Genomic DNA, 24,577 nt, shown 5'->3' on the forward strand with positions numbered 1-24,577 from the left:
GGGATCAACTGCCCGTAAAAGCCCGATTGGTGAGGGCTAATAATCAGTGGGGATGGACAAAACCCCCACTGATTAAAGTTTCACTTTATATCATTCAAGAAAGGAGAATTGTAGTTTGAGTCTTACAAAAATGTAATAAAAATGTAAGCTATTGTGATAGTTATTTCGACAATTTTTTTATACAATAATAGTAAGAAGTTGCACGTGATTGGAAGGAGAGATGACATGGAATGGATTCATGAATTATTTCAGCAGTACGGGTACTATGTTGTACTTGTAGGCTTGCTGTTAGAATATATTGCACTTCCGTTTCCGGGAGAGCCAACCTTAGCATATGCGGGGTTTTTAGCACAGAAGGGTGATTTAAGTTTACCGATTTTAATTATCCTATCCTTTATTGGGACAAGTGTAGGAATGACGATTCAATACTTTTTAGGAAATAAATTAGGTATGCCCTTTATTCAAAAGTATGGGAAATACGTATTTTTAACACAAAGAAAAATCGACTTAACAAGAATGTGGTTTGATAAGTATGGATACTTCTTGATTTTTATCGGTTTCTTTATTCCTGGTGTACGTCACTTTACAGGATACTTTGCAGGCATTATTAACTTACCATTCCGCCGCTTTGCAATTACAATTTACTCAGGTGCTCTATTTTGGGTATCATTCTTCTTAATCGGTGGTTACTGGTTAGGTGGCAACTTACATGATATTTTTGGAGTGCTAGAAGGTCACATCGGTAAAATCATTTTTGGAGTGATTGTGATTGTAGCAATTACGTTAGGAGTTCGTTTCCGCAAACAGCTAAAACGAGTATTATTACAAAACGCAAGTTAATATGGAATCCATTCTATGTCAGAATTTAGGGAGGCAGTGCAAAAGCACTGCCTCTTTTATTTTATCCCGCTTTAATGGGCAGTAAGACCCCCACCTCAAAATTCAGCGAAAGCAAAGAAGTTAGGTGGGGGTCGGGCTGCCCATAAAAGTCCGATTGGTGAGGGCTAATAATCAGTGGGGGATGAAGAAAACCCCCACTGATTAAAGTTTCACTTTATGTTCCAATCTATTTTCAACTTTCCTTTTAATTGATTTCCGCTAACTATAATGTAATAAGTACCTGTCTTAATTGCCGCGAAATGGTACGTATTAAGGCCAGTTGAATCTAAATAATTTTCTTCCTCTTGAAATTCACTAGCCATTTTTACGGCTCCCATGTAGCCATCCGGATTTTCATCTCGTGATTCAATGGTGAATTCTAATAAGTCACCTCGTTTTAGTTCAATTGGGACTTTATGTTCACCACTAAAATGTTGGAAAGATGCTTCGAAAGAGTTATCTGTTTTTGTTTCGACCCATTGTTCTTTTGATGTTCCAAGCCTTCCTAAATCTACTAAGTTAATCGTGATAAGTATAATAAACATAATGCTTGGTACGAAATATTGTATCCACTTAAATTTTGTTGCTATGACTGTACATAAATAGAAAGAAAGAGAACATACCGCTCCAATTGATCCGAGAAACAAGAACTGTATGAAATCAGCTTCTTTAAATATTAGGAAGGGAAGAAAAAATAAATAGCCGCAAAAAATATAAAGTAATAATGTCTTCAGTTTTGTATATGTTTTTAATTTCAATTTATCGATGCAAATAGAACAAAAAATTGCATATACCGCAAGAATAGGAACGAAGGGAACATATAGTAGTTCTCTTAATCCAGCTAAAAAACTATATAATGTTGGTTGATTAGTTGCTAAGATAAGCGTGCTAATAAGCAATAATAACAAGAAAGTCGCTGTAAGCTTAGTAAGAATATAGGAAAAAGTAGATGTTTTATTCATATGTCACTTCCTTTGTTTAATATTTCACATTCATTATATAGGTTATTTCCATCATAATACATCTTTATTTTTGTCAATTATTAACGTCAAAATGACAATTATAATTGACAAAAATAAGGATATTATTTACAATTTTATTTAAATAAATGAAAAAGAGGTAAGGTATGAAGCTGCAAAATCGTGTGAGAGAATTGCGAGCAAAGCATCGTATATCACAAGGGGATTTAGGGAAAGCGATTGGATCATCGCGGCAAACGATTAGTTTAATTGAGCGCGGGGATTATGCACCGTCTATTGTATTGTCGTTAAAAATCGCACAAATTTTCAATGTACCGGTGGAGGAAATATTCACGTTAGTAGAGGGGGAAGATGGAGATGGGGAGTAAGGGGAATGGGAAAATGACGGCTATATTGAAGTTCTTAGTAGGAGCAATTTTTGGTGGGTTTATAGGGTATGTAGTAGGAGATATTACAACAGAGGGAACTAGTAAAATATCTCCTGTTATTAGTATTGGCATGATGACTTTATTTGGCGTAATAGCTATATATTATATTTGGAAGCGTACAAGAGCGCTCGCACAAACAAAAGATGAAGAAGAAAATGTTAAGGGACGAAGATTAGGGATAGCGCTTATTTATTTTCGATTAATGGAAATTGTTATTCCATCATGGTTTGTTTGCTCAGTTATCGCTTTTTATAGAACGTATACAAGTGAGGGCAACTTGCTCTTTGTTAGTGTAAGTATTGTGCTATCTACAGTGTGCTTTATTGCTATAACTTGGTTAGGATCTGTAATGAGGAAAAGGTATAACGCTCTATATCCAGAACAGAGTGTTTCGTATTCTCAGTCAATGGAAATGTGGGCAAAGAACGCAGATGAAGGGCAGAAGCAAATTGTTCATGAAGCGGGATATAAGGCATATCAATATACAAATATGACACTTGCTTGTGCATGGTTTGCAGCGATTTTGTATGCACTATTAGATGGAACAGACTTCTTTATGGTTATTATGATTTCATTTGTTTGGGTTTTACATGTTGGAACATATATGTACGAAATGCATAGGAAAATGATTTATTAAGGAGAGAGAAAAGTGGATATTTTAAAAAGGCCAGCTGGTTCAATGACAGCGGCGCTAGTTCTGTCCATTTTATACGGAGTAATCCGAACCGAGAAATTAGAAACTATGTTGAACATATGGGCAGTAGTGGGAATTTCTTTGTTAGTAATAGCCATTCATGAGCTAGGACATGTCATATTCGGTTTGATAGGCGGTTTGAAATTTAAATTTACGACAGTAGGGCCTATTACTGTTCAAAAAGAGAAAGGGACTGTGCGCATTCGAGAAAATAAATTATGGGCGTACTTTGGAGGCGTGGCAATGTTAGTACCACCTTCTATAGAGACACCGAATCTTTCGAAAAAATGGGCATGGATGACTTTAGGTGGACCGATTACGAGTTTACTATTCGGTATTACTTCAGGTTACATATACATGGTAAGTTATTATCAATATCTTTTATATTTCGCCGTGTTACATTTTACGATTTTTGCAGTTACAATCGTGCCGATAAAAGGAACTTTCCTGAGCGATGGTATGCAATTTCTCATTTTAATTAAAGATGATGAAAAGGCTAGAGATCATTTATATACGATTCAAGTATCGAGTGAGTTATTTAGTTATAAAAGGCCGAAAGATTGGGATGAGAAATTAGTAGAACTGAGTGAGGAAAAATTAAAAGAGAATAGAAGTATAAGAGACATAATGAGCGGACTTATGCTAGTCTTTTTTACTCGATCTGATCAAAAGGGAATGGAAAGAGCGATACCATATGTAGAGCAAATTGTTCAACTACCTGTGACGAAAGAAAATAAATTTTTCGTTAGTAGTTTTCATAGTTGGTATCTTTTATATAAAGCTCTATATCAGATGGATAGTCTTTCTCTGCAAGAAGCAAAAGAACTTGCAAAGGCAATTACAAAAATGGACTTGCATGGATATTACCGCACACAAGGAATTGTAAAATATTTAGAGGGCGATATGGAAGCCTCACGCACTTATATGAAGAAAGCCGATAAGGAATTAAAGAGTGCTGAGAAGAGTGAAATGGGATATTTACAATTAGAGAGAGAATGGTTTGAGCAGCTGAAGGAGAGGGTATCTTACGATGGATGAGGTATCCTCTTTTTTCTATGTCATCTTATGCCGTTCCATAAAAAGTCTGGGGCGAGTAAAATAAGATAAGAAGAGCAAAGCTTGGAGGAATTCTAGATGGAAATTTTAACGATTATTTTAATAGTCTTGCTCATTTATGCTGTTTTTAAAGTAGCATACGTAGCGTTAAAGATACTCGCGATCCTATTAGTTATCTTTTTAATCGTAGAGTTCGGCAGTAAATTGCTTGGGGGATAGGTATGCTGTGCATTTGAGATGCCGAAAAATGTCGGTAAGTCGATAAGTTGTGTCGAATCGTCGATATAATGAAAAAATCGCCGATATAAGTGGAGAAACGGTCGATATATTTGAAAAATCGTTGATATATTGTAGTGAATACTAAGTGGGGTATGTGGAAAAGAAGTTGCCGTGGGGTAGCTTCTTTTTATTGTGGTGACGGAGTATGCAAAACAACATAAAAAAGCTGGAGGAATATCTTCCAGCTTACGAGTTACTTTCAATTTGGCGACCGCTATCTTCTTCAGTAGTTTGTAATAGATTGAATACGTCTGCTAGGCAGAATGCAATGAACCAAGTCCATAGACCGTGGAAGAAAGCTGAGCTTAATTGAAGTGGTACTGTATAGTTAGTCATTGAGTAGGAAATACATCCGCCAACGATTCCGATCATTGTTAATAACATTGTTTTTTGTGCATTTTCTTCTGGATTGAAGAGGAAGTAAATGTACCCGCCTAAAATTGAAGCGCTTACAAGTGTTTCGATTCCATTAAAAATGATATTCTCTCCAAGCTGAGTGTTTGTCCAAAAGCAGATTGTACCGCCGATAATAGCAAACAGAACGGCTATTGTATATCGTATATATTGATTCATATGTTCATCTCCCTATGTAATAAGATGATTTGGAAGTCAAAAAGGTAGGTATAGTATATTGAAGTGAATTTTAGTTGTACGTATCTTTTTATAAAAAGATCAGTGAAGAATAACTAAGATGATCGGTTTTTAAACCGTTACGTGTATGGTGTCTGAAATATACCCGACTGCTCGTTTCTTTTTGCTTGTAAAATAAGAGAAACTTCCAAGTCTATATACTCTTTTTTTGTGAGTCTGCTTTCATTATAACACATTTAGGGTCACAATAATAGAATTATCTGATTTTGTAATAAGTGTAAAAAATAAAAATCGCAAGGAATTCCCATTAACGGTGCGGTTTAGTGGAAGAAGGATTTTAATTTACTATGATGAAATATGTAATCAAGGTGAGATATAAGAAGGGGACTTACATGCTATAAAAAATGTTTTGTAGCATGAATGTAAGGGAGGAGAGCTAACTTGGAAATCACGACAGAAAGATTAATAATTAGACCTTTTAAGGGTAATGATTTACAGGATGTATTTGCTATTTATAATAATGATGATACATGTAAGTTTCTATTACATAATAAGTGGACTCATGAAGACATGCAGGAGAGATTTAATAAGAAGCTAGCAAACAATGTACTGACTAAAGAATCAATATTAAGTTTGGCAGTTATATACAAGACTAAAGTAGTTGGTGATTTATCCGTATGGTACACAAATATGAAAGATACTGTTGAGATTGGTTATAGTTTTTCAAATGAAGTAGCTGGGAGAGGTTTGGCAACAGAAGCAGTAAATAGTTTGGTGTTGAAATTATTTAATGAATTTAATGTACATCGTATACAAGCTAATCTTGATGCACGTAATACAGCTTCAAAAAAATTGTGTGAAAGAATAGGGATGAGAAAGGAAGCACATTTCATACAAGATTTTTGGAATAAAAATGAATGGACAGATAGTATTGTATATGGAATGCTATCCTCCGATTTGTAGTAATAAACTTCGTGATTATTATGCTAAGGGGTGCGTTAGTTGAACAACAAAGGGCATAACATATTATATATGACTAATATGTTATGCCCTTTAATGTATTAACCTTTTTATATGCGTTTGAAACGGCCGACAATTTCAACTGTTTCAGTAATGTTCATAAATGCTTTGTTATCCACTTGACGGATAATACGTTTCATTTCGCCTAACTCATAGCGAGTTACGACAGTGTAAATCATTTTTTTCTTATGGTTTGTATAGCCGCCGACAGCATCTACCATTGTCACGCCACGTATGCCGTGATGTAGTAGTGCGCTTTTTATTTCCTCGCCTTTTTCTGTAACTGTCATTATCGTTAATTTAATATGTTTTGTATGCACGGCATCAATCACTTTGCTGACTACAAACCGACTAATTAACGTATAAAGCGTAATATCCCATCCGAAAATAAATCCTGCTACAACAAGTAAGATTAAGTTGAATCCGAAGATGATTGCTCCAATCGAAATATCTCGATGTTTTGCTACAATCAATCCAACGACATCAAAACCACCTGTTGACGAAGCAAATCGGAATATGATTCCTGAGGCAGCACCGCAGATGACACCACCGAATACAGATGAAAGTAAAATATCATCTGAAACTTGGTGTACGGGAAGAATATTCATCGCTAAAGATGATACTGCTACAAAGTATGCTGTTAAAAAGGTTGTCTTCTTTCCTAAGTAAAAGTGACTTAAAATAAGAAGCGGAATGTTTAGTAAAAAGATAAGTGCTCCGATATTGTAGTGCATTAAATAACCGATAATCATCCCTACACCAGCGAATCCACCGCTAATCATATTATGCGGGATAAAAAACATATTCATAGAAATTGCATACAAAATAGAAGCTATAAAAATAACAATTAACTGTATGATAAATTCTAGATGAAATGTTTTAGCTGCTGGGAAGGATAAAAAGGCGGTGTCGGGAACGTAATCGGCGTCTCCTAGTTGACCCATAGTATGTTTCATCTCCATATTCATTTTTGATTACAAGAAGAGAATAAAGCTTTTTTCAAAAACTGGCAATAGTTTTATTATAATGCAAAAATTTTATAAATTTCTAACAAATCAAACCTATTCATTGATGTGCGTGAATATACTAAAGAAAGCGAATACAATGTTTCTTAATTATTGTTTTCTTGAGAAAATATGCAAAATACTTTTTTTGACGATAAAAGGAAATAGAGAATGTTTATCGAATGTGCTAAAATGACTTTATTAAGGATGTGAAGCGATGGAGTTTTTATTGCAGGATGCAATTCTATATATATCGTTTGTAACGACAGCGCTTTGTTTATTAGAAGTCTTTTTTCTTGCTAATGTCTCGCGCTTTGTACGTCAGCAAGCATCGAGCGGTAGACAAAGAGCTTTTAAGCTAGTTGATACGTGTGAAGAGGGTACCGGAAATGTACCGCTTTTCTCCATTTTTTATAAATATGGAATGATTCGTTCTGTACGTAGACAAGAATCGAGTGATGAGAATGACGAGGTCGGTCCGTATACACCAATGTTTCGCTAATTAATTACGAAACATTGGAGGAATGAACATGTTAAAATCATACCGATCTAGGCTCATTAGTTTATCATTATTACTTGTTTTTGTTTTATCTGGCTGCAGTAATGCAGGTACAATAGATTCACATAGTACGGGAATTTGGAACCATTATTTCGTATATCCAATCTCGTATATGATCCAATTTGTTGCTCATCATATACCTGGAGCTAGCTTCGGGATTGCTATCATTGTCATTACGCTCGTTGTTCGTTCAGCGATGATTCCATTAGCTGTTTCGCAATATCGTAGTCAAATGAAAATGAAAAAAATGCAACCTGAACTGCAGAAGCTAAAGAAAAAATACGGTGATGTAAGCAAAGATCTTGAAAAACAAAAGCAGTATCAAAAAGAAATGTCAGAACTAATGAGATCAGGCGGTTGGAATCCACTTGCTGGTTGCTGGCCAATTTTTATACAAATGCCGATTTTCTCTGCTTTGTATTATGCAATTAGCCGAACAGAAGAGATTCGCACATCTTCATTTTTATGGGTGAACTTAGGACATGCAGATCCATATCATATATTACCGATTATTGCAGCGTTAACGACATTTATTCAAATGAAGGTATTTCAATCAAATATGGCGTCTGGAGAGCAAAGTCAAATGCTGAAAGTGCAGCAAATTATGATGCCAGCAATGATTTTGTTTATGGGATTTGCAGCACCATCAGGACTTGTGTTGTACTGGATTACAGGTAACCTATTTACAATGACGCAAACAATTGTATTAAGAAAAATAATGGAACGTGAAGAAGTACAATTACAAAATGCATAGAGAAACACCGCTCATTACGAGCGGTGTTTTTTTATTTGAAACGTTAAGGGAATTTTAAGAAACCGACTTTACTATAGGCATTGTATACGAAAGTGTACATGCTTTAGAAATATGAAGGAGGAAATTTCCTATGAAGAAGAAAACAGTTGGGTATTTAGCAATTGCAGGTGCTTTATCATTTGGAATTATAGGAGGAGTAGGTGTACCAGCATTTGCGGCAACGAATACTCCAGCAGCAGATCAGCCTACAAAAACGACGAAGAAAGATTTAGATGACGCTACAAAACAAAAAGTAAAAACAATTATGGACGATACAAAGAAACAGTTAGAAGAACTAGGTGTAAAGCTTCCAGAGAAAGAAAAACGTAAAGATATGTTTGCAGGGTTAGATGATCAGGCGAAAGAAAAAGCGAAGTCAATTTTAGAACAAGAGAAATCCGGGAAATTAACACGTGAACAAGCGCAAGAGGAATTAACGAAACTAGGTGTGAAATTCCCGGAGAAGGGGAAGCGTGGTGACAAGTTCGCTGGGTTAGATGATCAGGCGAAAGAAAAAGCGAAGTCAATTTTAGAACAAGAGAAATCCGGAAAATTAACACGTGAACAAGCGCAAGAAGAATTAACGAAACTAGGTGTGAAATTCCCGGAGAAAGGTAAGCATAAAGACATGTTTGCAGGATTAGATGAGGCTACAAAGGAAAAGGTTAAGTTGATTCTAGAGCAAAAGAAATCTGGGAAATTAACGCATGAGCAAGCAAAAGAGGAATTAACAAAACTAGACGTGAAACTTCCAGAGAAAGAGAAGCATGAAGATATATTTGCGGGATTAGATGATCAGACGAAAGAAAAAGTGAAATCGATTTTAGACAATGAAAAGAAACAATTAGAGGCATTGAATGTGGACCTTCCGCATCATAAGTTTTTTATGAAAAAAGATGAGAAATAATTGAGTTATGTATCTTTCGTAAGGGCAACCGAAAGATACATGTGTGAGGGGGCTGTCTTTGAAACAGCCTCCTTTTATTATTGTCGTTTTTGGTTAATGAATTGGTGTATTTCGGAAATCGTTTATATGATTTTTTTACAACTATATTGCTCCGAAAATATAAGGGAATTAGAGAAGTGTTGTATCTTCTGTTATAATATAAGAAGAGAAATATTTCTTATGTTATATAAAAAAATATATTGATTTTTTCTAACAATTCAATATAATGAACAATAACTACAAAATTCGACATCAAGAAGTGATGATGAGGACATGATCAATTTTTTACGATTCTCAGAGAGGGAGGCCTTTGGCTGTGAGCTTCCTAATACGGAAAAATGGATTACCACCTCTGAACTGCAGCAGTGAACGGATACCTAGTAATTGCTTGCCGGCAAAAACCGTTATTTAGACTTGAGAAATTGGTGAAGTGTGTCACTTTACGAATTGAAACAAGGGTGGAACCACGAATACGACACTCGTCCCTTTTTTAGGGAGGAGTGTTTTTTTATTTCATTTTTGCATCACACTAGAATTGGAAGGAGGATACGCAGCATGCATCATGATGAGAAAAACAAAATTGGTTTAACAGTAGCACTTTCTATCGTAGTAGGAACGATTATTGGATCTGGTGTGTTTATGAAGCCAGGGAGCGTATTAGATTACTCAGGAAGTTCTAATATGGCTATTCTTGCTTGGGTAATTGGTGGTCTGTTGACGCTAGCAAGTGGTTTAACAGTAGCTGAAATTGGAGCGCAAATCCCGAAAAATGGTGGGTTGTATACGTATTTAGAGGAGATTTACGGAAGTTTTTGGGGGTATTTATCAGGCTGGATGCAGACGATTGTTTATGGACCAGCTATTATCGGAACGTTAGGTTTGTATTTTAGTTCTTTAATGATTAATTTTTTCTATTTAGATAAAGTATGGAATTTACCAATCGCAATTGGAACAGTTGTGTTCCTTGGCGTTGTAAATAGTATGGGAACAAAATATGGAGGTATCGTCCAAACCGTTACAACAATCGGTAAAATGATTCCGATCGTATTAATTGTTGTGTTAGGTTTTTGGAAAGGGAATAGCGATATCTTTAATGTAGTTGTGCCGATATCAGAAAATCAAAGTATCGGGATGGCAATTTTAGCAACGTTATTTGCTTATGATGGCTGGATTTTACTAGCTTCTATTGGCGGAGAGATGAAGAATCCGACAAAATTATTACCGAAAGCGATGACTGTTGGGATTTTAATTGTAACGGCTGCTTACGTATTAATTAACTTAGCGTTATTAAATGTATTACCAGCAACGAAGATTGTAGACCTTGGAGAAAATGCAACAGCGACAGCTGCGGGCATGTTACTTGGAGAATATGGCGGGAAAATTATTAGTATCGGTATTATCATTTCTATTTTCGGTTGTTTAAATGGAAAGATTTTAACGTTCCCACGTATCCCGATGTCGATGGCAGAGCGTGGACAACTTCCATTTTCTAAGTTCATCGCAAAGGAAAGCCCAAGATTTAAAACACCAGCAAATGCGATTACTGTTGAAATCATCTTAGGAATTATTTTAATGCTTATTAGTGATCCAAATAAGCTATCTGAGATTTCCGTATTCATTATTTATATTTTCTATGTAATGACGTTTATTGGTGTCTTCATTTTAAGAAAACGTAATAAGAATAAAGAGCGTGCGTATAGTGTACCGTTATTCCCAATCGTACCAATTGTCGCGATTTTAGGTTCGTTTTTTGTAATTGGTAGTGCAATTATCAATGATCCGGTAAGTTGCTTCTTATCAATTGGAATTGTGTTTACTGGACTGCCGGTGTATTGGTACTTAAATAAGAAAAATAAAACTGAAGTGTCATGATTGAAAGGTAGGCGTATAATACGTCTACCTTTTTTATTGTAAAAAAATTGTACTTGCTTCCACTTTCTATTTTGGTTACTATAGTCGTAGTAACCAAAATAGAAAGTGTGGGGAAAGACTTGAATTTTCGTGTGTACATTTTAGCTATTGCGGCTTTCGTAGTCGGAACGGTTGAGCTAATTATAGGAGGAACGCTTGATTTAGTTGCCAATGATTTAGGTGTATCAATTAGTGCAGCTGGTCAGCTTATCACAATATTTTCGGTAGTATTTGCTTTGTCAGGTCCAGTTTTATTAGCATTAACAGGGAAAATAGAAAGAAAAACATTATATATTGGGGCATTATCAATTTTCTTAATCGGAAATATCATTTCAGCATTTAGTGTGAATTACGGAATGTTAATGTTCTCAAGGGTTATTTGTGCAGCGAGTGGTTCATTAATTATTGCACTATCTGTAACACTTGCATCTAGTGTAGTAGAACCGCATTTTCGTGCGCGTGCAATTGGAATCATTTTTATGGGGATTAGTGGATCGCTCGTACTTGGAGTACCACTTGGTCTTGTACTTGGCAATGCATATGGATGGCGTGCACCATTTGTATTAATTTCGGTACTAACGGTTATGGCGATCGCTTGTATTTCATTGTTCTTAACGAAAGTACCAGCGACATCGGTATTATCAATAAGAGAACAAATTGCTACGTTAAAAGATAAAAAAATCGTCAGTGCGCAGTTAACGTCATTCTTATTTTTAACAGGTCATTTAACACTATATGCATATTTAACGCCTTTCTTAAAAGATGTTATGCATGTTGAAGCGAATTGGATTAGTGTATTTTACTTCATTTTCGGAATTGCAGCGGTACTTGGAGGCGGCCTTGGGGGCTTTCTTGCTGATAAATGGGGATCGAAGAAAAGTATTATTTCCATCATTATCGTATTTGCGTGTGTAATCTTTATGTTGCCAATGATGACATTCTCATTCCCGCTCTTCATCATTATGATGGGACTTTGGAGCATGCTGAGCTGGGCTATTTCACCAGCACAGCAAAACTATTTAATTGAAATTGCACCGGAATCAGCTGGTATTCAGCAAAGTTTGAATAACTCTGCCCTTCACTTAGGAATTGCGCTCGGTTCAACAGTAGGCGGAGTTGTTATTGAAAAATCATCTGTTATATATAATGCTTGGGTAGGAGGCGGCTTTATTATATTAGCGCTGCTTTGTGCGATTTTCTCGATTACGAGAGGACGCTCTACTCAGTTTGCGAAAGAAGAATCTATCGTTTGATAGGTTCTTTTTGTTTTGTAAAAAATTGCAGGGGTTAGGAGAGAAATGGAGAAAGAGGTATATAGCGAGGTGATAGTATATGGATTATTCAATTATTGGTTTTATATTTACGGTTATACCATTCTTCCTTGTAATTTTTCTCTTTAGATGGATTCGTTTCATCTATCAAAATTCAGAGAAACAAGTGGAACAAAATGAGAAAATTATTGAGCTGTTGATGGAGATAAAGGAACAAAATAAAAAGGAGTCTAGGTGAAAACCTAGACTCCTTTTTTGGTTTTCAATTAATACCTCAACTTCATTAACAAACTCTTAATTTCTTCATCCTCCATAAAGAGGTCATGGTGTTTCTGGGTGATTTTCGCAAGTGCAACGTCGTGATAGAAGAATTCTGTAAAGAACTTCACGAAAGGTTGTGACATTGTTTTCATCGCTTGCCATGATTCTTGCTCTACACCAGCGAATAAAATTTCGCGGTCGTCAACGATAAGTAGTAAGTAACGCTCTAATGCGTTAGGTTCTTCAGCTGGAATTAGAAAATGCATATTTTCTAACTCTGTTTCTACGTTTCCGACTATGAGAGATTCAATCATGGCACCTTGCTTTGCTTTTTGTTCTAGTAATGGAAGATATTCTAAAAGCGTATCATTCCAAGCTGAAATACGAATTGATTCTGTTGCACTTTCTATGAGTTCTTTACTTTGAACTCGAATAGAAGATTGCATCTTTAAGCTCCATACACGGTCATCTGTAAATGATTTTTTCGATATATTCGTTTCCAATTCTTGAATGTTTGATTGGAATTCTGTCGTTAATTTTTCAATTGCTAGCTTGAGTGGCAATGCTGTATACAACTTTTTCTTTTCTGAAACAGAATCCATTACCATGCCTTTATCGATCAGGCGTGCTAGCACTTCATATATTTTTGCTTTTGGAACACCAGAGTGCTTCACAATTGTCGTAGCATCTAACGGTTCATTGCTTGATACGACAATTTCATAAGCTTGGCTTTCATATTGTGAGAAACCGAATTTTTGTAACATAGTTCCCTCCGAACGAATGAGATTATATAGCTTAAGAATAATGAACTATTTGTTTTTGCACAAGTGGTAGTAGGTGTTCTGGTCAAATTGAGATGAGAATTAATTTCAATTTTTTATATCTATCCATTATACTTAATATAATGATTAATATGATTACATTACAACGAGAAGGGGATGCATGGGGGAAGATGTTGAGAAGTTTACGGTTAAAAATTGCAGTAGTATTTTCGGTACTGATTTCTATGATGTTTGTCATACTAGGTACAACAATGTATCAATTACAGAAAGAGAAGGAAGTGCGCTCCTTAGACCAGTATTCTCAAAATACGATGGATCTTGTGACAGAGCAACTTACGGGATTTGTTCAAAGAATTGATGAAGATATGGGATATTATGCGAACAGTGAAATGGTTCGCAATATGATTCAAGACGGGGTAACTCCGGAAGAGGAAGCATTTTTAACGAAAGAGTTTTTGGAATATAAAAAGAATCATCCTGGTATTTTAGATTTATATATAGGTACGAAAGATAAAAAGACATTGAGTGCTAGTATTGCTGACGGTGGGCAAGTGCCAGAAGGATACGATCCAACGACAAGACCATGGTATAAAGATTCAGAGGCTGATGTGAAAAAAGTTCATTGGGGCCAACCCTTATACGAAATTACAACAGGTAAGCTAAGTGTAGGAGTTTCTAAAGCAATTACGGCGCAAGATGGATCTGTATTAGGTGTTGTTGCGATGGATGTATCACTTGGGACGATTCAGAAGTTGCTTCATAATATTCAATACAGTAACAACGGCGAAATGTTTATTGTAAATGATAAAAATATGGCTCTTGTGTATCCGGAAAAAGTGGGGAAAGATATTTCTAAAGAACCGCTTATGAAGAGTTTAAATAAAGATGTAACAAAATTTGCTGAAACGACAGTAAAGGGTGAAGATGTAGTCGTTTATAGCCAATCATTTGATGCGATGAAATGGAAAATCGGTATTTTTTATCCGAAGCAAACAATTGATGAGTTATTAAACAGTACGAGAAATACAGTCATTATAATGGCATGTATTAGCTTATTAGTTGGAATCATAGCTTCATATTTATTCTCAAGAAGATTAGCAAGACCACTGCAACTATTAACGGATCACGTTCAAAAAGTAGCGGAAGGTGATTTAACGCTGCAAATGAAAGTGACGAGTAAAGATGAGGTTGGGGAGCTAACGAACCATTTTAATCGTATGGTTGAGCAAATGAATGAAATGGTAAGTAAAATTAAAAACAGCGTATCGACGGTACAACAATCAACGAATAATCTACATTATTTAACGAATGAAACTGTAGCGGCTAGTAGAGAAGTTTCTGGTGCAATGGATGATGTAAGCGGGGGAGCATCTACTCTTGCGAATAGTGTAGATGAAGTTTCAGCACAACTTGAGAACATGGCGCAGTCAGTGGAGCAAATGAATAGCTCCGTTGGTGAAATAAAAGGAGTGGCTAGCAAAGCAGAATCGGCATCTAAACAAGGATTACACACGATGAAGAATTTAGTTCGTACAAGGGGAGAATCTTCTTCAATTGTTGTTCATACAGAAGAAGCATCTGGCAGGTTAGAGCAAAGAGTCGGATCGATTCAAAATGTTGTAGAACTTATAAAAGGTATTTCTGATCAAACGAATTTGTTAGCTTTAAATGCGTCAATTGAAGCAGCGCGTGCGGGTGAGCAAGGTAAGGGCTTTGCGGTTGTTGCTGAAGAAGTTCGAAAATTAGCGGAGCAATCAAAAGTGGCAACAGGAGAAATTGCAACGATGATCGGGGATGTACAATTAGAAGTAAAACGAGTTGTAGAAGTTGTAAGTAAGTTGAAAGATATTGCAGATACACAAAATAAAGTGACGACAGAGGCGGAAACGGAATTCCGCACAATTATGTCAGTAGTAAATACGATTAGTACTTCAGTTGAGAACATTGTTGAAGAAGTACATAATATAGGTCACGAGCAAGGAGAAATTACAGAGGTAATGCAAACAATTGCTGGTACGAGTCAAGAAAGTGCAGCTGTTTCTGAAGAGGTAAATGCAGCGACTGAGTCACAGGTTAACCATCTAGAAAAGGTAGCTCATACGATGGAAAGTTTGACAGAGCATATGCGCGATTTAGAAAGACTGGTTGAGCAATTTAAAGTAGAGGAATAACTTATTATTAAAATGATAAAGATTTTGGTAAAATAGACAATGGATATATAAGAAGCGAATATAGGAGGCAAGTTACTATGGCAATTGTTGACGTATCGATTATTCCAGTAGGAACAGGTAATCCAAGTGTTAGTGAATATGTAGCAGAAGTACAAAAGGTGCTAGAGAAAAATGCAGATCGCGTGAAGTATCAATTAACACCGATGAATACAATTATTGAAGGAGATCTTCCTGTCATTCTAGAAGTTATTCAACAAATGCATGAAGTGCCATATACGAAAGGCGCACAGCGTGTTGCGACAACAATTCGTATCGATGATCGCCGTGATAAAGTAAGCACAATGGAGAAGAAATTAAACTCTGTTCGATCAAAATTATAAGAAAAAGCAGCGATATTCGCTGCTTTTTTCATATAGGAGGTAAATAAAGATGAGTGAAAAGTTTAACGAGCAATTTGATGGGTTGTTAGAGAAATATATGGAATTATTACTTGGAGAGAGCAATGAAGAGAGGAAAGAACAGGTGCAGAAGTGGGCGCTTTATTCTTACATTGCGAAGACGATGCCAGCTTTAGTGAAACATTGGAATGAGACGTATCCTGATGCAAAAGAAGAGATGGTACAGCTAATTACGAATATTAAAAAGTTGAATGAAGAGAAGCGAAATGAGCAGTGAGAAAACCTAGAGGTGAATGTTACCTCAAGTTTTTTTTATTAATATCCTTGTATAATTTACATGGAATATAAAGGGTTTTATAGGCATGTCGAATATTTTCGGCATGCCTATTTTGGTCCTAGTAAACCCGTTTTTTCTAAATGTCGAAAAATATTTCCTTCATATTTACAAGCGAGAATATAGGTTTTTAAATGTTTTTATAGTATTTTATAAATTATCTAAATAATTATTTGTATCAAATAATTTTAAAGAATGATATAATTTTGAAGAGGGGTAAAAAACAGATAAAGTACAGTCATAGGGGTGAATTACATGGAACAATTAATGCGAAATTCGTTTCTTTTCTTATCTAAAAATAAAGCGCTAACAAAACTGGCTAAAAAGTACGGTTTGCGCTTTGGTGCAGGTCGCTTCGTCGCAGGGGAGACGATTGAATTAGCGACAGCTGCTATTCAACAATTAAATAAGCAAGGTCTTTGTGTAACAATCGATTATTTAGGGGAATTCGTTGATAATGAAGCAGAAGCAAATGAAATGGCTAACCAATCGATTGAAGCGATCCGTGCAATTGGAAGAGAAGGTCTTGATTCGCAGCTTTCTTTAAAAATGACTTCTATGGGATTAGATATCTCTGATGAAATCGTAATGAACAATATGCGCCGTATTTTAGAAGCTGCAAAAGAAAATGGTGTGTTTGTTACCATTGATATGGAAGACTATACACGCTGCGGGAAAACAATTGATATCTTTAAACAATTAAAATCTGAATACGATAATATTGGTACTGTTATTCAAGCTTACCTATACCGTACAGAAAAAGATATTGAGGACTTAAACGCTTATAACCCTAATTTACGTCTTGTAAAAGGGGCTTATAAAGAACCTGAAGAAGTGGCGTTCCCAGAAAAGAAAGATGTAGATGACAATTACAAAAAAATTATTAAAATGCACTTATTAAATGGAAATTATACTGCAATTGCTTCACATGACGAAGCGATTATTGAATATACAAAAAAACTTGCCGAAGAACATAACATTTCAAGGGATCAATTTGAATTCCAAATGTTATTTGGTATTCGTACAGAGCGTCAACTTGAGCTAGTAAAAGAAGGCTATAAAATGCGTGTGTACGTGCCTTATGGAAACGACTGGTATGGCTATTTCATGCGTCGTCTAGCAGAGCGTCCAGCAAACGTTGCGTTCGTATTAAAAGGTATGATCAAAAAATAACCAAGGAGACTATACTCCTTGGTTATTTTAATTGCTGAAACGCGTAATGTGCCATTTTCTTCGTATCAGGATATAGTTGCGTGCGAGTAGAAGATAATACGACGTTAATGACGCGTTTCCCATCTTTTTCATCCACGGTTACGACCGTATATTTTCCGAGTGCCGATAGACCGCTTTTACTTCCAATCGCATATGGATCGTCATAGAGTTCTTCTCGTCCATAGTTTGCGATGTTTGGAGAGCGTTCTGAAGTATGTAGAGTTGTACGTGTTGAATTCATATATTCTAAAACAACTGGGTACTTTAATGCTTCTTTCGTAATAATAGCAATATCATATGGTGATACTTTATTTCCAAGTGCATCAGCACCACTTGCGTTTTTGAAAGTCGCATGTTTTGTACCAAGTTCCTTCGCTCTTTCATTCATCATTTTCACAAATTCATTTTTTGATCCTGCGATATGTTCTGCAATTGACTCAGCTATCGGATCTGCACTAATGATAAGCATAAGTTTTAATGCCTCATCACGCTTTAATTTCTCACCAGCACGTAGTTTAATCTTCTTACTTTGACTTTCTGTTTTAATCGCATTTTCTGTAATTGTAATTTCTTCATCTTCTTTTACATTCTCTAGTAAGAGAAGCGTTGTCATCATTTTGGCTATACTAGCCGGATAAGAGCGTTCGTCTTCGCGTTTCCCATACAAAATTTCACCTGTGTCTGCATCGATTGTAATTCCGTATTGCCCAGTAATACTAGGTTGATCAGCTCTTACAGCTTGTTGTCTGTGTGCATAAGAGAAGAAAATCATTCCTGTAAATAGTGTAGCAATCATTACAATCATAACTATTGTTCGCTTCATTATAATTCCCTCATTTGTTACAAATAAATTGGGCAGAAAAAGCAGCCATTACCCATTATGCCACGTTCTCTGCCCAAAAATATAGCGTTATTTTTCGCCCATATTATGTTTCTTATATTGTTGATTATTACCTTGACGGCCTTTTTCTACACCGTGATTATGCGGACCTGCATTTCCAGTTACGCTTGCTGCGCTAATTCCAGCCTTTGAAGGGTTCTTCTTAAGTTTTGCCATATATATTCCTCCAATTTCGTCAGATTATAAAAAGGAAAAGTGCATTTGAATGAAGAAAATACACATGTATAGCATAGCCAAATGAAAGAAAAGTATTTATTTCAGAAAATTTTATAAATAAATATATTGCGAAAATTCAAACGTTATCATATATTTATTAGTAGAGGCTCACTCATTGATTGCGACTTATGTCGAAAAATTGAATGAGCATTCATTCAAGAATAGGGGGAGAATTGGATGTTCCAAATTAAAAAGGCTGCTGTTCTAGGGTCAGGCGTAATGGGTTCAGGAATTGCGGCACACTTAGCTAATATTGGTATTCCGACATTATTGCTTGATATTGTACCACCTGCGCTTACGAAAGAAGAGGAAGCGAAGGGACTTACATTAGAACATAAAAGTGTGAGAAATCGTTTTAGTAATACGGCTGTGCAGAAACTAGTAAAGCAAAAACCAGCTCCTCTGACAGTGAAAGGGAATTTAACACTGATTGAAGCAGGTAACTTAGAAGATGATCTTGAGCGTCTTGCTGATGTAGATTGGATTATTGAAGTAGTAGTTGAAAACTTAGATATTAAAAAGAAACTATTTGAAAAAGTAGATGCTGTTCGTAAACCGGGTTCTATCGTAAGCTCGAATACGTCAGGCATTTCAGTTGAAAAAATGGCAGAAGGTCGTTCAGACGACTTCCAGAAACACTTCTTAGGCACACACTTTTTTAACCCACCACGATATTTAAAACTTCTAGAGGTAATACCGACGAAAGAAACAGATCCACAAGTATTAAGTTTCATGAAACTATTTGGCGAAGACGTTCTTGGAAAAGGCGTTGTTATCGCAAAAGATACACCAAACTTTATTGGAAACCGCATCGGTACGTACGGTTTACTTGTAACTCTTCAAGAGATGATAAAACGCGGCTACAGCATTGGGGAAGTTGATTCTGTAACAGGTCCATTAATTGGTCGTCCGAAGAGTGCAACGTTCCGTACATTAGATGTTGTCGGTTTAGATACATTCGTACATGTTGCAAATAACGTATATGAAAACGTACAAGAAGAAGAGCGTGATGTATTTAAAGTACCTGCTTTTATGCATGACATGCTTGATAAAAAATGGCTTGGAAGTAAAACAGGTCAAGGTTTCTTCTTAAAGCAAGGAAAAGAAATTCTAGAATTAAATCCAGAAACGATGGAGTACGAAGCTCGTAAAAAATTAAAAGCTGCATCGATCGAGTTAAGCAAACAAGAAAAAGGTTTATCGAATAAATTGAAAGCGCTTGTATACGCGAAAGACCGCGCAGGAGAGTTGTTATGGAACATCATTACACCAACTCTTTTATACTCTGCAAAACTTCATAAAGAAATCGCTGACGATATCGTTGCAATTGACCAAGCGATGAAGTGGGGCTTCGGCTGGGAGCAAGGACCGTTTGAAGTTTGGGATGCAATTGGTGTTGAAAAGTCCGTTCAAAAGATGGAAGAAAACGGCGCAGTTGTTCCGACTTGGGTGAAAGAAATGTTAGAGAAAGGTTTCACTACTTTCTACAAACATGATAACGGCGATAGCTACTATTACGATAATGGCGAATATAAGCTAATTGAGCGTAATAAAAAGGCAATTTCTCTTAAACAATTAAAAGCGAAAAATGGCGTATTAAAGAAAAATAGCGGAGCGAGCTTAATCGATTTAGGCGACGGTATCCTTTGCTTAGAATTCCATTCGAAGAGCAATGCAATCGGTATGGATATTACGCAAATGATTAACTACGCTGTTGATGAAGTAGAAAAGAATTATAAAGGTCTTGTTATCGGTAACCAATCGAAGAACTTCTGCGTTGGTGCGAACCTAGCAATGATTTTAATGGAAGCACAAGATGATAACTACTTTGAAATTGAGTGGGTTGTGAAAAACTTCCAAGATGCAATGACGAAAATTAAGTACTCTTCTAAGCCAGTTGTAGCAGCACCATATGGTATGACACTTGGCGGAGGTACAGAAGTATGTTTACCAGCAGCGAGCATTCAAGCTTCTAGTGAAACGTATATGGGCTTAGTAGAAGTTGGTGTTGGCTTAATCCCTGGCGGAGGCGGTAATAAAGAGCTATACATTAAACACTTAAATAAAATGCCAAACGGTGTGGAGTTTGATCTGCAAAAAGTTGCGAATAAAGTATTCGAATCTGTAGCGATGGCGAAAGTTTCTACATCAGCACAAGAAGCTGTATCGAACAACTTCTTAGGCGATAAAGACGGTATTAGTGTGAATGGTGATCACTTACTATATGATGCGAAGCAGAAAGCACTTTCTTTATATGAAGCGGGTTATAAAGCGCCGATTCGCAAAAAGATACCAGTTGTTGGTGAAACAGGCTATGCAACGCTTGTACTTGGTGCAGAAGCAATGCATTTATCAGGTTACATTTCTGAACATGATCTTCACATTGCGAAGAAACTTGCATATGTCATTGCAGGCGGAAAAGTGCCGTACGGAACAGAAGTTGATGAGCAGTATTTATTAGATGTAGAACGTGAAGCATTTATTAGCTTAGTAAGTGAGATGAAATCACAAGCAAGAATGCAGCACATGCTTGTAAAAGGAAAGCCATTACGTAACTAATAACGAGGGGAGATATCGTTCATGAGAGAAGCTGTCATTGTTGCGGGAGCAAGAACACCAATTGGAAAAGCAAAGAGGGGTTCATTAAAAACAGTTCGTCCTGACGATCTAGGGGCGTTAGTAGTAAAGGAAACGTTAAAGCGTGCGAATTATGAAGGACCAATCGATGATTTAATCTTCGGTTGTGCGATGCCAGAAGCAGAGCAAGGTTTAAATATGGCTCGTAATATCGGCGGATTAGCAGGACTTTCTTACGATGTTCCAGCTATTACAATTAACCGTTACTGTTCTTCAGGTTTACAAAGTATCGCTTACGGAGCAGAGCGCATTATGCTTGGTCACTCTGAAGCTGTATTATCAGGCGGAGCGGAGTCAATGAGTTTAGTTCCGATGATGGGGCATGTTGTTCGTCCGAATAGTCGCCTTGTAGAAGCGGCTCCAGAATATTATATGGGTATGGGACATACAGCAGAGCAAGTTGCTGTGAAATATGGAATTTCTCGTGAAGAGCAAGATGCATTTGCAGTAAGAAGTCATCAACGCGCTGCAAAAGCATTAGCTGCAGGGAACTTTGCTGATGAAACAGTGTCTGTAGATGTAACGTTACGTACTGTTGGATCAAATAACAAACTGCAGGAAGAAACAATCATTTTCGCACAAGACGAAGGTGTAAGAGCAGAAACGACGCTAGACATTTTAGGTAAATTACGTCCAGCATTTAACGTTCGCGGTTCTGTAACAGCTGGTAACTCTTCACAAATGAGTGACGGTGCAGCATCTGTACTATTAATGGATCGTGAAAAAGCAGTGAGTGATGGCATGAAACCACTTGCGAAATTCCGTTCATTTGCAGTAGCTGGCGTACCACCAGAAGTAATGGGAATCGGCCCAATCGCTGCAATTCCGAAAGCGTTAAAATTAGCTGGTTTAGAGCTATCTGATATTGGCCTATTCGAACTAAATGAAGCATTCGCTTCACAATCAATTCAAGTTATTCGTGAACTTGGATTAGATGAAGAAAAAGTAAACGTAAACGGCGGTGCAATCGCACTTGGACATCCACTTGGTTGTACAGGAGCAAAACTAACACTATCTCTTATTCACGAAATGAAACGCCGCAACGAACAATTCGGTATCGTAACAATGTGTATCGGCGGCGGAATGGGAGCAGCGGGAGTGTTTGAATTACTATAAAAAAAGTGGAAGCGGCTTGCTCAGAATGTGAGGGGGATGGAGCTTCAGACGTAGAGGCGCTCTTTGCCTCGCAGGAAGAAGCGAAGCCACCGAACATTCTAGCCGCTGGAACTGGATTAAAAAAAGTGCAGGTGGCTCGCTCAGAACGAGACACCACCAATGCAAAGAATGGAAGCAACAAAGGTTTATACAAACAAAAGGGAGAGCCAGCTTCTTTCAAAAAGAGAGAAGCTGCTCATGAAAATATGAAGGAGGAAATTTTCATGGAAAAAACAGTAGGAAGTGCGGTTAAAGGCGGTAGTTTTTTAGTTGATGAGATTACGATTGATCAAGTGTTTACGCCAGAAGATTTTTCATCTGAGCATAAAATGATTGCGAAAACGACAGAGGACTTTATCGTAAATGAAGTTCTTCCAGAGCTTGAATATTTAGAGCAACATGAATTTGATCGTTCAGTTCGTCTTTTAAAAGAGGCTGGTGAACTTGGTTTATTAGGCGCTGACGTACCAGAAGAGTACGGCGGAATTGGCCTTGATAAAGTAAGCTCAGCGTTAATCGCAGAGAAATTCTCTCGCGCTGGTGGCTTTGCAATTACTCACGGTGCGCACGTAGGTATCGGATCGTTACCAATCGTATTATTCGGTAACGAAGAGCAAAAGAAAAAGTATTTACCATTACTTGCAACTGGTGAAAAATTAGCTGCATACGCATTAACAGAGCCAGGTTCAGGATCTGATGCATTAGGTGCAAAAACAACTGCACGTTTAAATGCAGAAGGTACACATTACGTATTAAACGGTGAAAAACAATGGATTACAAACTCTGCATTCGCTGACGTATTTATCGTGTACGCAAAAATTGATGGAGAGCACTTCTCAGCATTTATCGTAGAGAAAGAATACGCTGGTGTATCTACAAGCCCAGAAGAGAAGAAGATGGGTATTAAATGTTCTTCAACTCGTACGTTAATTTTAGAAGATGCATTAGTGCCGAAAGAAAACTTACTTGGTGAAATCGGTAAAGGTCATATTATCGCATTCAACATTTTAAATATCGGCCGTTACAAATTAGGTGTTGGTACAGTTGGATCTGCGAAACGTGCAGTAGAAATTTCAGCACAATATGCAAATCAACGTCAACAGTTCAAACAACCGATCGCTCGCTTCCCATTAATTCAAGAGAAGCTTGCGAATATGGCAGCAAAAACATATGCAGCTGAAAGCTCTGTATACCGTACAGTAGGTTTATTCGAAAGCCGCATGAGCACATTATCTGAAGAAGAAGTAAAAGATGGTAAAGCAGTAGCAGCTTCTATCGCTGAATATGCAATCGAGTGCTCTTTAAATAAAGTATTCGGTTCTGAAGTACTAGATTATACAGTAGATGAAGGTGTTCAAATTCACGGTGGTTACGGATTTATGGCAGAGTATGAGATTGAAAGAATGTACCGCGATTCTCGTATTAACCGTATTTTCGAAGGAACGAACGAAATTAACCGCCTAATCGTACCAGGTACGTTCTTACGTAAAGCAATGAAAGGTGAATTACCACTTCTTCAAAAAGCACAAAAATTACAAGAAGAGTTAATGATGATGATGCCAGAAGAAGTAGGCGATGAGCCATTAGCACTTCAAAAATATTTAGTAACTAACGCGAAGAAAATCGGCTTAATGGTAGCTGGATTAGCTGCTCAAAAATACGGTAAAGCATTAGATAAAGAGCAAGAAATTCTTGTGAATATCGCTGACATCGTAAGTAACCTATACGCAATGGAGTCAGCTGTTCTTCGTACAGAAAAAGCAATTAAAACGACTGGTCTTGAAAAGAATAAACAAAAAGTTTTATACACTGAAGTATTCTGCCAAGAAGCATTCAACGAAATTGAAGCAGATGCGAAAGAAACACTTATCGCAGTTGAAAATGGCGACATGCTGCGCATGATGTTATCATCATTACGTAAATTAACACGCCACACACCACTTAACGTAATTCCGAAGAAACGTGAAATCGCTGCGAAAATTTTAGAAGATGAGCGTTACACAGTTTAATAGATGAAAGAGAACCAGTAGCCTTGTGGCTGCTGGTTTTTTATCTTTATCGATGTTAAAAATAGTTTACATGATGTTGAAAATAAATTA

The 24,577-nt window shown here is 36.8% G+C and carries 25 protein-coding genes and 1 other annotated feature; of the genes, 19 read left to right on the forward strand and 6 right to left on the reverse strand.

Annotation, left to right across the window (positions count from 1 at the left end):
- The first annotated feature begins 225 nt into the window (after positions 1-225).
- Positions 226-840 (forward strand): DedA family protein, encoded by a 615-nt coding sequence (locus EUC40_RS01825; RefSeq protein WP_156573385.1) that lies wholly within the window; start codon positions 226-228, stop codon positions 838-840.
- Between the two features lie 209 nt (positions 841-1,049).
- Here EUC40_RS01825 and EUC40_RS01830 read toward each other — a convergent pair whose 3' ends face one another.
- Positions 1,050-1,841, reverse strand: a complete 792-nt coding sequence (locus EUC40_RS01830) for a hypothetical protein (RefSeq protein WP_156573387.1) — start codon at positions 1,839-1,841, stop codon at positions 1,050-1,052.
- A gap of 164 nt (positions 1,842-2,005) precedes the next feature.
- On the opposite strand from EUC40_RS01830, the gene EUC40_RS01835 reads away from it, so the two are divergent.
- The 4 genes from EUC40_RS01835 (at position 2,006) to EUC40_RS01850 (ending at position 4,256) form a co-directional block, all read left to right on the forward strand.
- The gene (locus tag EUC40_RS01835) at positions 2,006-2,227 is read left to right on the forward strand and encodes a helix-turn-helix transcriptional regulator (protein ID WP_156573389.1); all 222 of its coding nucleotides are present in this window, start codon (positions 2,006-2,008) and stop codon (positions 2,225-2,227) included.
- On the forward strand, positions 2,211-2,924 hold the full coding sequence (locus EUC40_RS01840; protein ID WP_156573391.1) for a DUF3169 family protein: 714 nt from the start codon (positions 2,211-2,213) through the stop codon (positions 2,922-2,924). Before EUC40_RS01835 ends, EUC40_RS01840 begins: the two co-directional genes overlap by 17 nt.
- A 42-nt stretch (positions 2,925-2,966) precedes the next feature.
- On the forward strand, positions 2,967-4,019 hold the full coding sequence (locus EUC40_RS01845; protein ID WP_156576903.1) for a M50 family metallopeptidase: 1,053 nt from the start codon (positions 2,967-2,969) through the stop codon (positions 4,017-4,019).
- Between the two features lie 96 nt (positions 4,020-4,115).
- Entirely contained in the window at positions 4,116-4,256 is a 141-nt protein-coding gene (locus EUC40_RS01850) for a DUF3985 family protein (RefSeq protein WP_000404783.1), read from the forward strand.
- Positions 4,257-4,502: 246 nt separating this feature from the next.
- Here the strand turns inward: EUC40_RS01850 and EUC40_RS01855 are convergent, their stop codons facing one another.
- Entirely contained in the window at positions 4,503-4,889 is a 387-nt protein-coding gene (locus EUC40_RS01855; protein WP_001077777.1) for a DUF3938 domain-containing protein, read from the reverse strand.
- 459 nt (positions 4,890-5,348) lie between these two features.
- Between EUC40_RS01855 and EUC40_RS01860 the strand changes: the two genes are divergently transcribed.
- Positions 5,349-5,870 (forward strand): GNAT family N-acetyltransferase, encoded by a 522-nt coding sequence (locus EUC40_RS01860; RefSeq protein ID WP_071712723.1) that lies wholly within the window; start codon positions 5,349-5,351, stop codon positions 5,868-5,870.
- A 107-nt stretch (positions 5,871-5,977) separates the two neighbouring features.
- Here EUC40_RS01860 and EUC40_RS01865 read toward each other — a convergent pair whose 3' ends face one another.
- On the reverse strand, positions 5,978-6,871 hold the full coding sequence (locus tag EUC40_RS01865; protein WP_071712722.1) for a YitT family protein: 894 nt from the start codon (positions 6,869-6,871) through the stop codon (positions 5,978-5,980).
- Positions 6,872-7,148: 277 nt separating this feature from the next.
- On the opposite strand from EUC40_RS01865, the gene EUC40_RS01870 reads away from it, so the two are divergent.
- From EUC40_RS01870 to EUC40_RS26850, 6 genes are all read left to right on the forward strand, one after another.
- Positions 7,149-7,433 carry a hypothetical protein gene (locus EUC40_RS01870; RefSeq protein WP_071712721.1) on the forward strand — a complete coding sequence of 95 codons (285 nt, stop codon included), beginning with the start codon at positions 7,149-7,151 and terminating at the stop codon, positions 7,431-7,433.
- 28 nt (positions 7,434-7,461) lie between these two features.
- Complete coding sequence (locus EUC40_RS01875) at positions 7,462-8,244, forward strand: membrane protein insertase YidC (RefSeq protein WP_000920549.1); 783 nt, start codon at positions 7,462-7,464, stop codon at positions 8,242-8,244.
- Positions 8,245-8,374: 130 nt separating this feature from the next.
- On the forward strand, positions 8,375-9,190 hold the full coding sequence (locus EUC40_RS01880; RefSeq protein ID WP_156573392.1) for a hypothetical protein: 816 nt from the start codon (positions 8,375-8,377) through the stop codon (positions 9,188-9,190).
- A gap of 292 nt (positions 9,191-9,482) precedes the next feature.
- Positions 9,483-9,719: a binding site (T-box leader), on the forward strand.
- A 65-nt stretch (positions 9,720-9,784) separates the two neighbouring features.
- Complete coding sequence (locus EUC40_RS01885; protein WP_000546332.1) at positions 9,785-11,101, forward strand: APC family permease; 1,317 nt, start codon at positions 9,785-9,787, stop codon at positions 11,099-11,101.
- Positions 11,102-11,148: 47 nt separating this feature from the next.
- Positions 11,149-12,393 (forward strand): MFS transporter, encoded by a 1,245-nt coding sequence (locus tag EUC40_RS01890; protein WP_156573394.1) that lies wholly within the window; start codon positions 11,149-11,151, stop codon positions 12,391-12,393.
- 79 nt (positions 12,394-12,472) lie between these two features.
- On the forward strand, positions 12,473-12,649 hold the full coding sequence (locus EUC40_RS26850; protein WP_071712717.1) for a hypothetical protein: 177 nt from the start codon (positions 12,473-12,475) through the stop codon (positions 12,647-12,649).
- 28 nt (positions 12,650-12,677) lie between these two features.
- On the opposite strand, the gene EUC40_RS01895 is transcribed toward EUC40_RS26850, so the two are convergent.
- Positions 12,678-13,436: a TrmB family transcriptional regulator gene (locus tag EUC40_RS01895; protein ID WP_156573396.1), complete on the reverse strand. Its 759-nt coding sequence runs from the start codon at positions 13,434-13,436 to the stop codon at positions 12,678-12,680.
- A 188-nt stretch (positions 13,437-13,624) separates the two neighbouring features.
- Here EUC40_RS01895 and EUC40_RS01900 point away from each other — a divergent pair, with 188 nt between their 5' ends.
- The 4 genes from EUC40_RS01900 to EUC40_RS01915 all read left to right on the forward strand — a co-directional run bounded on the left by EUC40_RS01900 (position 13,625) and on the right by EUC40_RS01915 (position 17,530).
- Entirely contained in the window at positions 13,625-15,625 is a 2,001-nt protein-coding gene (locus tag EUC40_RS01900) for a methyl-accepting chemotaxis protein (RefSeq protein WP_071712715.1), read from the forward strand.
- A gap of 77 nt (positions 15,626-15,702) precedes the next feature.
- On the forward strand, positions 15,703-16,005 hold the full coding sequence (locus tag EUC40_RS01905; RefSeq protein WP_001018860.1) for an MTH1187 family thiamine-binding protein: 303 nt from the start codon (positions 15,703-15,705) through the stop codon (positions 16,003-16,005).
- 49 nt (positions 16,006-16,054) lie between these two features.
- The gene (locus EUC40_RS01910) at positions 16,055-16,300 is read left to right on the forward strand and encodes a YusU family protein (protein ID WP_156573398.1); all 246 of its coding nucleotides are present in this window, start codon (positions 16,055-16,057) and stop codon (positions 16,298-16,300) included.
- 312 nt (positions 16,301-16,612) lie between these two features.
- Positions 16,613-17,530 carry a proline dehydrogenase family protein gene (locus tag EUC40_RS01915; protein ID WP_156573400.1) on the forward strand — a complete coding sequence of 306 codons (918 nt, stop codon included), beginning with the start codon at positions 16,613-16,615 and terminating at the stop codon, positions 17,528-17,530.
- A 22-nt stretch (positions 17,531-17,552) separates the two neighbouring features.
- On the opposite strand, the gene EUC40_RS01920 is transcribed toward EUC40_RS01915, so the two are convergent.
- Entirely contained in the window at positions 17,553-18,392 is an 840-nt protein-coding gene (locus EUC40_RS01920) for a D-alanyl-D-alanine carboxypeptidase family protein (protein ID WP_071712713.1), read from the reverse strand.
- An 87-nt stretch (positions 18,393-18,479) separates the two neighbouring features.
- Positions 18,480-18,626 carry a YuzL family protein gene (locus EUC40_RS01925; protein ID WP_001096344.1) on the reverse strand — a complete coding sequence of 49 codons (147 nt, stop codon included), beginning with the start codon at positions 18,624-18,626 and terminating at the stop codon, positions 18,480-18,482.
- A gap of 237 nt (positions 18,627-18,863) precedes the next feature.
- On the opposite strand from EUC40_RS01925, the gene EUC40_RS01930 reads away from it, so the two are divergent.
- From EUC40_RS01930 to EUC40_RS01940, 3 genes are all read left to right on the forward strand, one after another.
- On the forward strand, positions 18,864-21,245 hold the full coding sequence (locus tag EUC40_RS01930; protein WP_156573402.1) for a 3-hydroxyacyl-CoA dehydrogenase/enoyl-CoA hydratase family protein: 2,382 nt from the start codon (positions 18,864-18,866) through the stop codon (positions 21,243-21,245).
- Positions 21,246-21,266: 21 nt separating this feature from the next.
- Positions 21,267-22,439 (forward strand): acetyl-CoA C-acetyltransferase, encoded by a 1,173-nt coding sequence (locus tag EUC40_RS01935; protein ID WP_001206342.1) that lies wholly within the window; start codon positions 21,267-21,269, stop codon positions 22,437-22,439.
- Positions 22,440-22,702: 263 nt separating this feature from the next.
- Entirely contained in the window at positions 22,703-24,487 is a 1,785-nt protein-coding gene (locus EUC40_RS01940; protein ID WP_000416298.1) for an acyl-CoA dehydrogenase FadE, read from the forward strand.
- Positions 24,488-24,577 lie beyond the last annotated feature (90 nt).

It is taken from the genome of Bacillus luti (assembly GCF_009739945.1).
Lineage (GTDB): Bacteria > Bacillota > Bacilli > Bacillales > Bacillaceae_G > Bacillus_A > Bacillus_A luti.

Bases quoted from the DNA above. Each gene is read 5' to 3' on its own strand.
- EUC40_RS01875 (WP_000920549.1), top strand. From the start codon at position 7,462: ATGTTAAAATCATACCGATCTAGGCTCATTAGTTTATCATTATTACTT.
- EUC40_RS01830 (WP_156573387.1), bottom strand. From the start codon at position 1,841: ATGAATAAAACATCTACTTTTTCCTATATTCTTACTAAGCTTACAGCG.
- EUC40_RS01915 (WP_156573400.1), top strand. From the start codon at position 16,613: ATGGAACAATTAATGCGAAATTCGTTTCTTTTCTTATCTAAAAATAAA.
- EUC40_RS01940 (WP_000416298.1), top strand. From the start codon at position 22,703: ATGGAAAAAACAGTAGGAAGTGCGGTTAAAGGCGGTAGTTTTTTAGTT.
- EUC40_RS01880 (WP_156573392.1), top strand. From the start codon at position 8,375: ATGAAGAAGAAAACAGTTGGGTATTTAGCAATTGCAGGTGCTTTATCA.
- EUC40_RS01895 (WP_156573396.1), bottom strand. From the start codon at position 13,436: ATGTTACAAAAATTCGGTTTCTCACAATATGAAAGCCAAGCTTATGAA.
- EUC40_RS01910 (WP_156573398.1), top strand. From the start codon at position 16,055: ATGAGTGAAAAGTTTAACGAGCAATTTGATGGGTTGTTAGAGAAATAT.
- EUC40_RS01850 (WP_000404783.1), top strand. From the start codon at position 4,116: ATGGAAATTTTAACGATTATTTTAATAGTCTTGCTCATTTATGCTGTT.
- EUC40_RS01920 (WP_071712713.1), bottom strand. From the start codon at position 18,392: ATGAAGCGAACAATAGTTATGATTGTAATGATTGCTACACTATTTACA.
- EUC40_RS01905 (WP_001018860.1), top strand. From the start codon at position 15,703: ATGGCAATTGTTGACGTATCGATTATTCCAGTAGGAACAGGTAATCCA.
- EUC40_RS01885 (WP_000546332.1), top strand. From the start codon at position 9,785: ATGCATCATGATGAGAAAAACAAAATTGGTTTAACAGTAGCACTTTCT.
- EUC40_RS01935 (WP_001206342.1), top strand. From the start codon at position 21,267: ATGAGAGAAGCTGTCATTGTTGCGGGAGCAAGAACACCAATTGGAAAA.
- EUC40_RS01855 (WP_001077777.1), bottom strand. From the start codon at position 4,889: ATGAATCAATATATACGATATACAATAGCCGTTCTGTTTGCTATTATC.
- EUC40_RS01835 (WP_156573389.1), top strand. From the start codon at position 2,006: ATGAAGCTGCAAAATCGTGTGAGAGAATTGCGAGCAAAGCATCGTATA.
- EUC40_RS01865 (WP_071712722.1), bottom strand. From the start codon at position 6,871: ATGGGTCAACTAGGAGACGCCGATTACGTTCCCGACACCGCCTTTTTA.
- EUC40_RS01845 (WP_156576903.1), top strand. From the start codon at position 2,967: ATGACAGCGGCGCTAGTTCTGTCCATTTTATACGGAGTAATCCGAACC.
- EUC40_RS26850 (WP_071712717.1), top strand. From the start codon at position 12,473: ATGGATTATTCAATTATTGGTTTTATATTTACGGTTATACCATTCTTC.
- EUC40_RS01870 (WP_071712721.1), top strand. From the start codon at position 7,149: ATGGAGTTTTTATTGCAGGATGCAATTCTATATATATCGTTTGTAACG.
- EUC40_RS01900 (WP_071712715.1), top strand. From the start codon at position 13,625: ATGTTGAGAAGTTTACGGTTAAAAATTGCAGTAGTATTTTCGGTACTG.
- EUC40_RS01930 (WP_156573402.1), top strand. From the start codon at position 18,864: ATGTTCCAAATTAAAAAGGCTGCTGTTCTAGGGTCAGGCGTAATGGGT.
- EUC40_RS01825 (WP_156573385.1), top strand. From the start codon at position 226: ATGGAATGGATTCATGAATTATTTCAGCAGTACGGGTACTATGTTGTA.
- EUC40_RS01925 (WP_001096344.1), bottom strand. From the start codon at position 18,626: ATGGCAAAACTTAAGAAGAACCCTTCAAAGGCTGGAATTAGCGCAGCA.
- EUC40_RS01840 (WP_156573391.1), top strand. From the start codon at position 2,211: ATGGAGATGGGGAGTAAGGGGAATGGGAAAATGACGGCTATATTGAAG.